The sequence below is a fragment of the Streptomyces sp. NPDC002536 genome (assembly GCF_053594995.1).
In genome coordinates this window covers 1-10753 of the sequence record NZ_JBSFWU010000161.1, presented here as the reverse complement: position 1 = coordinate 10753, position 10753 = coordinate 1, and the positions used below count along the sequence as shown (strand labels likewise).

Sequence of the window (10753 nt, the reverse complement as noted above, 5' to 3'; positions counted from 1 at the left end):
AGGGGCTGCCGCCCCTTTAGGGGGCGCCCCGTAAGGGGCGCGGGGAACTGCGCGATCAGCCACCGACGGCCCGCAGCCGACACACCACCCCAGGGGCCCGGGGCGAAGCCCCGGGAGCTTCGACTGCGGGCGCCTCGTGGCCGGCCGCACAGTTCCCCGCGCCCCTTCGGGACTCGGTGCCCCTATATCCGAAACGGCCCCGGATCCCGCGGATCTCCGCGCGCCGCTCCCCCGTGTGGCCCTGATTCCTTACCGAATGGAGCAGTAGAACTACGCAGCGGATGCTCCGGCAGGGGCGGCGGGTGAATCTCTGAAGCGAAGGAGGTACACCCAATGAAGTCAATTCGTACCGCTCTCTGTGGAACTCTGACGGCTGTTGCCCTCTGCGCGGCCCCGGCCGCGTACGCCCTCAGTCCCGCCCAGGCCGAGGCCCGTCTCGTCCAGGCGGGCCAGGACCATCGTTGCGACCACGGCTGCGGCGACCACGACCGTGACAACGGTCGTGACGACGAAGGCCGGGACGAGGACCACGGACGTGACGACAACGGCCGCGACGAGGACCACGGACGTGAGGACCACGGCCGCGACCACGACCACGGCCGCGGTGAGGACCACGGGCGTGGCGAGGACCACGGCCGGGACCACGACCACGGCCGCGGTGAGGACCACGGGCGCGACCACGGCCGGGACCACGGCCGCGACCACGACCACGGTCGGGACAACGGCCGCGACAACAGCCGTCCGCACGGCCACAACCACGCGGGCGGCGGCGCCACCGCGATCACCCCGGCCGCGGAGTCCTCTCCCGACGCCTCGACGCTCGTCCTCGCGGGCGGCGCCACGGTGGCCCTGGCCGGTGGTCTGATCTGGAACCGCCGCCGCGCCGCGGCGAAGCGGTGACGGGAAGCGAACCGTCACCATGTCAGAAGCGCGCACAGGTGGTTTCGGCCGCCTGCTGACCGGAGCGGCCTGGACGGCACTGCTGCTGGCCCTGTGGCTACGCGGCCATGACATCGCCGAGGAGCCGATATCCCCGGCTCCGCGGACCGGTGACGCCGCCGCGGCCCGCTCCCCCGCGCGCACCGGCCTGCCCCCGGCACACGGACCGTTGCCGGGGGCGGGCCCCCAACAGCTGGCGATCGACGCCATCGGCCTGCAGGCCCCCATCGAGGGCCACGGCCTCGACCCGCGCGGCGGGGTCGAGACGCCCCCGTACGACAGGCCCAACTCCGTGTCCTGGTACCAGGGCGGTCCGCAGCCGGGCAGTGAGGGCGCCGCCATCCTGGTCGGCCACGTGGACACCGACAAGGCACCGGCGGTCTTCTACGAGATCCGCTTCCTCAAGCCCGGCACCGCGATCACGGTGACCCGCAACGACGGCACCACCGCCCGGTTCACCGTGGAGGACGTCGCGCTCGTCGACAAGGACCACTTCGACGACGACAAGGTCTACGGGCCGCACGGCGCCGGCCGCGCCGAGCTGCGCCTGATCACCTGCGGCGGCGCCTACGACCGTGCCCACCACGAGTACGCGGCCAACGTGGTGGTCTCCGCCTATCTGACGGGGGCCGCCAAGTCGGCGCCCGCGGCACCTCCGGCGGCACCACCGCCCTCGGCGCCGCCCGCACCGCCCGCACCGCCCCGGCCTCCCCACCCGCCCGGCGCCACGAACGAACAGGGCGAGGAAGCCTGACCTGACAGACTATCGACCGGCCCCCGGCCGCGGCATGTTCCCAACTGCCGCAGGTCAGGGGCCGGTTCGGTGCTGCGCGGACCGCTCGAACCCGGGCAGAGCCCACTCGGACGGCGTGGGGCGACTGATAGAAGAAGCACTCTCCACCCCATGGCGAAATGAGAGTGCGCATGCTGCTCGAGCAGGTCTATCAGGATGCCCCCACGGTCCGTTCCGGAAGGCACCGCACGACGGTCAACGAATTCACCGACCAGATACCCGCGCTGCGCCCGGAGGTCCTCCGGGAGGCCTCCGAACGGCTCGTGGAACTCGGGAAGTTCGACAGCGACAAGATCCTCGTCGAGGAGGACAAGGGCGCGATACTCGGCGGCGCCGTCTCCCTCGCGGTCGGCCTCCCGCTCGCCGTGGCCCGCTGGTACACCTACGACGTCGGGCACAGCTCCATCCCGGTGCCCATCGACAGCGAGTACTTCAGCGGAACGCTCTACGTCAACGGCATCGAGCCGGGCGACCGCGTGACGATCGTCGACGACACGATCAGCACCGGCGGCACGCTCATCGCCCTGGTCGAGGCCGTGCAGGCCGCGGGTGCCACGGTCTCCGAGGTGCTCGTCGCCGTGGAGAAGCCGCAGAACGGCGGCCGGGGGAAGGTCGAGGAGCGCTTCGGCATCGACGTCAGGACGCTCGTCAGGATCGCGGTGGACGACGTCTCCCAGCGCGCCTACGTACTCGACTGACGCATCGTCACTCCCGCTTCCCCACCGAACCGCCGAAGGAGAGCCCAAGCCCATGTCCAGCCGCCAGGGGCCGGTCAAGCCCACCGAACTCCACGAGCTGACGCACCTCGCGGAGCCGGGAGCCGCCCGGATCTTCGCCAAGTGCGAGTTCATGAACCCCACCGGAAGCCACAAGGACCGCGTGTTCTCCTACATGCTCGACGAGCTGGAGAAGCAGGGCCGGATCAGCCCCGGTATGACCCTCGTCGAATGCTCCACCGGGAACGGCGGGGCCGCGCTCTCGCGCGTCGGCAGGGACCGCGGGTACAAGATCGCCATCATCATGCCGGCCGGCATGACCGAGGAACGCCGCAAGCAGATCGAGACGTTCGGCGCCACCATCATCGAGACCTCGCAGGACGGCTTCCTCCTGGAGAGCGAGGACACCGCGCGGCAGTACGTCGCGGACCACCCCGGCAGCCACTTCCTCGACCAGTCGACCAACGAGCTGAACTGGCGGTCCTGGCGCAGCTGCGGCACCGAGATCGTCGCCGGGATGGCGGAACGCGGGCTCGTGCCGGACCACTTCATCTGCTCCGTCGGCACGGGCGGCACCTTCACCGGCATCGCCGACGTCCTCAAGGCCGAGTACCCGGACATCGTCACCACCGCGGTGGAGGTGGACCGTTCGGCCGCCCTCTACGCCAAGCGCAAGGGGCTGCCCTTCGAGCACCACGCGCACAACATGATGGGGCTGGGGCCGGGCAAGGTGCCGTCCAACCTCCGCGAGGAGCTGGTCGACGAGGTCGAGCTGATCACGGGCGACGACGGCTGGACGACGATGAAGCGCCTGATCGCCGAGGAGGGCCTGTTCACCGGCCCCACGGCGGGCGGCAACATCTTCGCCGCGCAGCGCCTGGCGCGCACGCTGCCGCCGGAACAGGTGGTGGTCACCGTGCTGTTCGACGCGGCCTGGAAGTACTTCAGCATCTGGGACGGCAAGTACCGCGACTACGAGGCCGCCGGGGAGCGCACGCCGTGACGGGGCCGGGAGAGCGGCTCACCGCGGTGGCCGGGCGGCTGCGGGAGGCCTGCGAACGGGCGGGGCGGCCGGCGGACGGCGTCGCGCTGATCGCCGTGAGCAAGTTCCACCCGGCGGCGGCCGTCCTCGACGCGCTGGCGACCGGGCACCGGCGCTTCGGGGAGAGCCGGGTGCAGGAGGCGCAGACCAAGTGGCCTGCGCTGCGCGAGCGTTACCCGGATGCCGAGCTGCATCTGATCGGTTCGCTGCAGACCAACAAGGCCGCGGCCGCGGTCGGTCTCTTCGACGTCATCCACTCCGTCGACCGGCCGAGGCTGGCGGCGGGTCTGGCCGCGGCCATGGACCGCACGGGCCGGCGGCCGCGCTGCCTGATCCAGGTGGACACCGGCGCGGAGGCGCAGAAGGGCGGGGTCGCGCTCGACGCGCTGGCGGCCCTGGTGAAGGAGTGCCGGGACGTCTGCGGACTGCCGCTCACCGGGCTGATGTGCATCCCGCCCGCCGGGGAGGACCCGGTGCCGCACTTCCGGCTGCTGCGGTCACTGGCGGCCGAACACGGCCTGGACGAGGTGAGCATGGGCATGAGCGCGGACTTCGGGGCGGCCGTCGCCGAGGGCGCGACGATGGTGCGGGTCGGTTCGGCGGTGTTCGGGCCCCGGCCCCGCGCCGGGGTCTGACCGGGGGCGGAAGGAGGCGGTGTGGTACCGCTGTTCGTGTTCAGTGCGCTCTCGGCACTGGTGGACGTGTTCGCGGGCGACCGGCTGCAGCGGGTGGACCCGGGCAGCGTGGCCGCCGTGGCCTTCACCGCCACGGGCGCGGTCTTCTGCACCGCCGCGCTGGTCCGGCTGCGCTGGGCGCGACTGGTGGCGGTGGTGCGCGAGCACGGCAGGGACCTGGCCGTGCTCAACCTCTCCACGGCCGTCACCTGGCTGACCCTGCTCTACGCGCTCAAGCTGATGGAGCCCGCGATCGCCAACGTCGTGTCGATCGCCGTCGGCCCGGCCTGCACCGTCGTGCTGCAGGCGGTGTGGTGGCGGCGGGACCGGGTGCTGCCGGGCGAGGTCGTGTCCTCGTGCGGGATCCTGGCGACGCTCGTGGTGCTGGTGTGGATGTCGCTGGCCGGCCGCAGCGGGGTGGGCGCGCAGGAGCTGGCGCCCATGCTGCTGGGGGTGCTGGCGGCGGTGGTCTCCGGTGCCGCGTCCGCGGCGAACGTGGTCTTCTCCGCGCGGCTGGGCGCGTCCGGCCTGGACGTGCCCACGGTGCTGGGGCTGCGGTTCGGCGCGGTGGCGGTGGGCGGCTGGGTGCTGGCCGGGACGGGCGGGGCCGGCGAGCTGCCGCGGGCGGTGCCGCCGGGTCTGGTGGTCGCGGTGATCGGGGTGGCCGTTCCGGCGTATCTGGTGCAGCTGGGGGTGCGCCGGGTGACCCCGATGACCGCCTCGATGATCATTTCGCTGGCTCCGGCCATGACCCTGCTGCTGCAGATGGCCGATCCACGGCTGTCGTTCTCCCCGTCCTCCGCCGTGGGCATCGCGGTGATCACGGCACTCATCGGCGCGGGCCTGCTGGCGCGGCGCGGAGAACGACGGCCGACGGTGGTACAGGAGAAGGGTGACAGCACACATGCACTGCGTGATCGTTGATGCGTTCTCGACGGGGAGGTACCTGCCGGCCGCGCTGGCGCGGCGCGGCGTGGGCTGTACCCACGTCCAGAGTTCGGAGGCGGTTCCCGGGTTCTATCTGCGGACCTTCCCGTCCGGCGCGTTCGCCCCCGAGGACGCCCTGGTGCACCGGGGCGACCTCGACGGGCTCGTGGCCGAACTCGCCCGGCGGGGACCGGCGTTCGTGGTGGCCGGGGCCGAGACCGGCGTCGACCTCGCCGACGCCCTGGCCCACCGGCTGGGCGTGCCCGGCAACGCCGTGGACGCGGGCCGGGTCCGGCGGGACAAGTACGAGATGGCCATGGCCGTGCGCGGGCACGGCCTGCGGGCGCCGGACACCCTGCGCACCCACCGGTTCGAGGCGGCCCGCGCCTGGGCCGAGGCGTACGACCGGTGGCCGCTGGTGGTCAAGCCCGCCGACAGCGCGGGCACGGACAACGTGTTCTTCTGCTCCAACACGGTCGAGATGTGCACGGCGTTCTCCCGCATCCTGGGCTCCTCCAACCTGATGGGGGCGGCCAACCGGACCGTGGTCGTCCAGGAGTTCCTGGCGGGCACCGAGTACTTCGCCAACTCCGTGAGCGTGGACGGCCAGCACCACGTCGCGGAGATCTGGCGCTACCACAAGCGCCCGGGGCGGGGCGGGGCGGCCGTCTACGACTACGAGGAGCCGCTGTCCGACGACGATCCGGCGGCCCGGCTGATCCGCCCCTATCTGCTCGGCGTCCTGGACGCGCTCGGCGTGCGGCACGGGCCGGCGCACTCGGAGATCATGCTGACCGGGCACGGGCCGGTGCTCGTCGAGTGCGGGGCGCGGCTGGCCGGGTCGATCCTGCCCGACGTCGTCGACCGCTGCTTCGGCACCAACCACGTGGACCTCACCGCCGAGGCGCTCTCGGACCCCGCCGGATTCCGGACATGGGCCGACCGGCCCGCCGAGCTCAAGACGCACCTGCGCTACGTGTCGCTGATCTCGCCCGCCTCCGGCCGGGTCACCTCCCTGTCGGGCTTCGAGCGGATCCGGGAGCTGGAGTCGTTCGCGGGTCTCCAACTGGGCGTGGGCGTCGGCGACATGCTGGCACCGACCGTGGACTCGGCCACCTCGCCGGGCGTCTGCTACCTGCTGCACGACGACCCCGGACAGATCGAGTCCGACTACCGGGCGCTGCGCACCGCGGAACTGGACGGGCTGTACGCGGTGCGGTGACGCGTGCGCCTCTGGCGCTCCGGGGCCGGGCGGGGCAGGCTTGTGCGTTGCCCCGTAAGGGGCGCGGGGCTGTTGACATTTGCGGCTCCGCCGCGTGGGCGCGACCAGCCACCGACGGCCCGCAGACGACGCACCAACCCGGTACCTCGACTGCGGGCGCATCGTGGCTGATCGCGCAGTTCCCCGCGCCCCTTACGGGGCAACGCACCCGGAACCGCACCGAGGAGGCGCATGCCGTGTCACCGCACCCGCCCGGCCGGCCGCAGGCCGCCCGTATCGCGATCACCCCGGCGGCGGCCGAGGTGCTCCGCCATCTGCGCGCGCAGCACGGCCCGCTGATGTTCCACCAGTCCGGCGGCTGCTGCGACGGCAGTTCGCCGATGTGCTACCCGCGCGGAGAGTTCCGCACCGGCGGCTCCGACGTACTGCTCGCGGAGCTGGCCGTCGAGGGCGTGGCCGAGCCGACCGGGTTCTGGATGTCGGCCGAACAGTTCGAGCGCTGGCGCCACACCCACCTCACGGTGGACGTGGTGCCGGGGCGCGGCAGCGGCTTCTCGCTGGAGGCGCCCGAGGGGGTGCGCTTCCTCATCCGGTCACGGCTGCTGACGGACGAGGAGGCACGGCTGCTCGACGGGGCGGGCGCCCCGTAAGGGGCGCGGGGAACTGCGCGACAAGCCACGACGCGCCCGCAGTCGAGGTTCCCCCAGCTACCGCTGGGAGGTGCCCCCAGGGCTGCGCCCCGGCCCCTGGGGTAGTGCGTCGACTGCAGGCCGTCGGTGGCTGGTCGCGCAGTTCCCCGCGCCCCTTACGGGGCACAGACACCCTAGGACGCAGCGTCCGCCAACGACAGCGTGTGCAGACGCTCCGGCGGGCCGGGGCGCGCGTAGTACCAGCCCTGCGCGGTGTCGCAGCCAAGGGACCGCAGGTGGTCGGCCTGGGTGCCGGTCTCCACGCCCTCGACGGTCACCGACAGGTCCAGGGTGTGGGCGAGGGAGACGATGCCCTCGACGATCTTCACGTCGACGGGGTCGGCCGGCGCCTGCTGCATGCCGCGGGTGAAGGAGCGGTCGAGCTTGAGCGTGCTGACGGGCAGCCGGCGGAGGTAGGAGAGGTTGGAGTAGCCGGTGCCGAAGTCGTCGAGGGCGATGTCGACGCCGAGGTCGGCGAGCCGGCGCAGCGTGTGCAGCTCCTCCTCGTCGGCCCCGATGAGGGCGTTCTCGGTGACCTCCAGGCACAGGGCCGAGGGGTCGAGCCCGGCGTCGTCGAGGACGGCGACGGTGTCGGCGACGAGCGTGGGGCAGCGCAGCTGGGAGGGCGAGAGGTTGACGTTGACCCGCAGCGGCCCGCGGCCGTCCCCCTCGCCGCCCCAGGCGCGGGCCTGCCGGGCGGCCTGCTCCAGCACCCAGCGGCCCAGCGGCACGATCAGGCCGGTGCTCTCGGCGAGCGGGATGAACTGGTCGGGCCCCAGCACCCCGTGGACCGGGTGCAGCCAGCGGACGAGGGCCTCGGCCCCGCGCACGGTGCCGTCGTCGAGGCGGACCAGCGGCTGGTACTCGATGAAGAACTCGCCGTTGTCGAGCGCGGCGGGAAGGCGGTTGGTGAGGCTGTGCCGGGCGATGGCGCGGGCGTCGGAGTCGGCGTCGGCGGTCTCGTAGCGGTTGCCGCCGGCCGCCTTGGCCCGGTACATGGTGATGTCGGCGCTGCGCAGCACCTCGGCGGCGCCGGACTCGCCCGCGGCGCCGGTGACGATGCCGATGCTGGCGCGCACGGCCAGCTCCCGGCCGTCCACGGTCACGGGGCCGGAGAGCGCGGCGAGCATCCGGCGGGCGAGGGCCGCGGCGTCGGTACCGGCGGCCGGGCCCGCGGTCAGGGCCACGAACTCGTCGCCGCCCAGGCGCGCCACGAGCTCCCCGGGGCCGCAGACGCAGGAGCGCAGCCGGTCGGCGACGGCGACGAGCAGCCGGTCGCCGACGGCGTGGCCGAGGCTGTCGTTGACGGCCTTGAAGCCGTCGATGTCGAGGTAGCAGAGGCCGAAACGGGCGTCCTCCGCGCCGCTCTCCAGGGCCCGGTCGAGGCGTTCGAAGAACAGGGTGCGGTTGGGCAGCCCGGTGAGGACGTCGTGGGTGGCCTCGTACCGCAACCGCTCGTGCAGCATGCGGCGTTCGGTGATGTCCTCCATGAGCGCGAGCTGGTACTGCGGCCGGCCCGCCGCGTCGCGCAGCAGGGCGACGGACATGTCGGTCCACAGCACGCTGCCGTCGCCGCGGTAGTAGGGCTTCTCGACGCGGTAGTAGTCGCGGTCGCCGCGCACGAGTTCGCGGTACAGGCCCCAGGTGCCGGGCCCGTCGTCGGGGTGCACCAGCTCGCCGACGTTGCGGCCGGTCACCTCCTGCTCCAGGCCGCCGAACATGCGGATCAGCGCGTCGTTGACGTCCATGATGCGGCCGTCGACGTCCGCGATGCCGACGCCGACGGCCGCTCCCTCGAACACCGCGCGGAAGCGGGCCTCGCTGGACCGCAGGGCCTGTTCGGCCTCGGCCCGGGCCAGGCGGGCGGCGGCCTGCTGCTCGGCGACGGTGTGCTCGTGCAGGGCGCGCGCGAAGCCGGCGGCGACGCCATGCTGCAGCCGGGCGCAGCGGGCGCGGCTCTCCTCGGGGGAGACCGCGGGGCCCGGCGGGCAGTAGAGCACGAGGTAGGCGTCGATGACGCCGAGGACGAGCGGCAGCACCTCGGGGTCGGTGCACTGCGCCCGGACGAGCGCGGTGCCGACCCCGGTGGCGGGCCGGGGGTCGAAGACGCGCGCGTGCAGCGCATCGCGCAGCGTGGCCGCCAGGGGCAGCAGCTGGTTCTCGAACTCGGCGCGGGTCAGGGAGGTCTCCGCGGTCGGGTGGAGCGCACGGCTCCAGATCGCGGCGAAGCGCCGGAGCCGGTCGTCGTGCCCGGTCCGGTCACCCAAGAGCAAACCGGTTGTGCGGTTCGGACCGGTCGGACGGCGCTCCATCAGACTGTCTCTCCAGCTCATCGGAGGGGTGATGACAGGAGGCTACTGATCGCACGTTCGAAGGGAAGTGCCAAACGGAAATGAGCGATCCGCATTCGGCCACTGTGCACCTTCCGCCTCCTGCGCCCGTTTCTGCACAAACGATCACGCTATCGGCAGCATCGTTGGCCGCTGCAAGCAATGATCGCAAATAAATGATCACATAAAGACCCGATGCGCAATACCTCCGGGGTCCCGGATCGGGACGGCACCCTCCCCCGGAGGGTGCCGCGCCGCTTCCGCTCAGCGCACCCCCACCGATGCCAGCGCACGCCGCTGGGCCGGGGAGACCCGGGTCGGGAAGTAGAGGTAGCAGACGCCGCCGGAACCGCTCTTGACCTGGCCCTGGGCATTGCGGCGCTTCGTCCTCAGCCAGATGGTCTCGAACTGCCGCCGCTTGTAGACCCGTTCCACCTCGGCATCGGTCCTGGCCGCCGGGTCGTGGACGACCACGTCCCCGGAGCGCGTGAATCCGGTCACGCACATCAGGTGGCCGGCCGTGCCGTAGCCCGCGCCGTCGAGCTCGGAGGCGAGGAAGGACTGCGAGGTGATGACGGGGATCCCCGCCCGCACCAGCCGCTCGGCCTCGTTCAGCGTGCGCAGCCGGGTGATCACGGCCTGCATGTCGTGGTACGTGGCCGCGTAGGCGGCGTTGAACGGCCAGTTGCCGCAGCCCTGGTACTGGTAGTCGTAGGTGAACCGGGCCGCGTGGCAGACCTGGGGGTCCGCGTAGGAGGGGTCGACCCAGGCGAGGTCCCGGTGGGTCGGCTTGCGGCCCCAGTACTCGAGGACCATCTGCGAGGAGGTGGGACTGCACCAGGCCTCCCCGCCGTTGTCGTACTGCGGGTACTGCCCCTTGTGGATCTCCTGCGAGTAGCGCGGCACGGTCAGCCTGTGCCCCGCGCCCTCGCCCGGCCGGGAGGCCGGGACGGTGAAACGGTCCGGGACCGCGGAGGCCATGGCGCCGAGCCGCCAGACGGTGGGCGTCAGCGCGGTGCCGGGCCTGCGGTACAGGGTGAGCCGGAGCTCGTAGGACACCAGTCGCACGCCGCTCGCCGGGGCGCCCACGGCGAGGGTGTCGGTCGAGACGCCGCTCTTCCCGTCGCTCTGCCCGTCGACGGAGGTGCGCCGGATGTCGCCGGCACCGTCCCCCGCCGTCCAGCGGCCCATGACGTACCAGGGCGTCCGGGTGCGGTCGTTGTAGGCGGCGCGCACCTCGGCCTGGAGCCAGGTGCCGGCCGGGGCGTGGGCGTTCCAGGAGACGACGATCTCGGTGGCGGGAGCGGGGAGCGTGTGGACGGGGGACGACGGGAAGTCCCCCGGCTGGCTGGTCCCCCACGGGCTCGGCTCCAGCCGGACCTTCGACGTCTTCTACCGGCTGAAGACCGACCAGGGCCGCG

General features: G+C 72.7%; 9 protein-coding genes and 1 pseudogene. 8 read left to right on the top strand and 2 right to left on the bottom strand.

The annotated features are described in order from the left end of the window. Positions 1 to 333 precede the first annotated feature (333 nt). From ACWD4B_RS33485 to ACWD4B_RS33450, 8 genes are all read left to right on the top strand, one after another. Positions 334 to 900 carry a hypothetical protein gene (locus ACWD4B_RS33485; protein ID WP_451424304.1) on the top strand — a complete coding sequence of 189 codons (567 nt, stop codon included), beginning with the start codon at positions 334 to 336 and terminating at the stop codon, positions 898 to 900. A 19-nt stretch (positions 901 to 919) separates the two neighbouring features. Beyond that, positions 920 to 1693, top strand: a complete 774-nt coding sequence (locus ACWD4B_RS33480; RefSeq protein ID WP_451424303.1) for a class F sortase — start codon at positions 920 to 922, stop codon at positions 1691 to 1693. Positions 1694 to 1863: 170 nt separating this feature from the next. Continuing rightward, a complete protein-coding gene (locus ACWD4B_RS33475) occupies positions 1864 to 2430 on the top strand; it encodes a phosphoribosyltransferase family protein (RefSeq protein ID WP_451424302.1) in 567 nt (188 codons plus the stop codon). 52 nt (positions 2431 to 2482) lie between these two features. Beyond that, a complete protein-coding gene (locus tag ACWD4B_RS33470; RefSeq protein WP_451424301.1) occupies positions 2483 to 3451 on the top strand; it encodes a cysteine synthase family protein in 969 nt (322 codons plus the stop codon). After that, positions 3448 to 4125: a YggS family pyridoxal phosphate-dependent enzyme gene (locus tag ACWD4B_RS33465; RefSeq protein WP_451424300.1), complete on the top strand. Its 678-nt coding sequence runs from the start codon at positions 3448 to 3450 to the stop codon at positions 4123 to 4125. The genes ACWD4B_RS33470 and ACWD4B_RS33465 overlap by 4 nt, the downstream gene beginning before the upstream one ends. 21 nt (positions 4126 to 4146) lie before the next feature. Beyond that, a complete protein-coding gene (locus ACWD4B_RS33460; RefSeq protein ID WP_451424299.1) occupies positions 4147 to 5088 on the top strand; it encodes an EamA family transporter in 942 nt (313 codons plus the stop codon). Beyond that, positions 5057 to 6313, top strand: a complete 1257-nt coding sequence (locus ACWD4B_RS33455) for an ATP-grasp domain-containing protein (protein ID WP_451424298.1) — start codon at positions 5057 to 5059, stop codon at positions 6311 to 6313. The genes ACWD4B_RS33460 and ACWD4B_RS33455 overlap by 32 nt, the downstream gene beginning before the upstream one ends. Before the next feature lie 236 nt (positions 6314 to 6549). Beyond that, entirely contained in the window at positions 6550 to 6963 is a 414-nt protein-coding gene (locus ACWD4B_RS33450) for a DUF779 domain-containing protein (RefSeq protein ID WP_336416506.1), read from the top strand. 173 nt (positions 6964 to 7136) lie between these two features. Here ACWD4B_RS33450 and ACWD4B_RS33445 read toward each other — a convergent pair whose 3' ends face one another. Together ACWD4B_RS33445 and ACWD4B_RS33440 are read right to left on the bottom strand one after the other, a co-directional pair. After that, a complete protein-coding gene (locus ACWD4B_RS33445) occupies positions 7137 to 9314 on the bottom strand; it encodes a putative bifunctional diguanylate cyclase/phosphodiesterase (protein WP_451424305.1) in 2178 nt (725 codons plus the stop codon). Between the two features lie 282 nt (positions 9315 to 9596). Then, positions 9597 to 10661, bottom strand: a pseudogene (locus ACWD4B_RS33440) (peptidase C39 family protein); the annotation flags it as partial. Between the last annotated feature and the right edge of the window lie 92 nt (positions 10662 to 10753).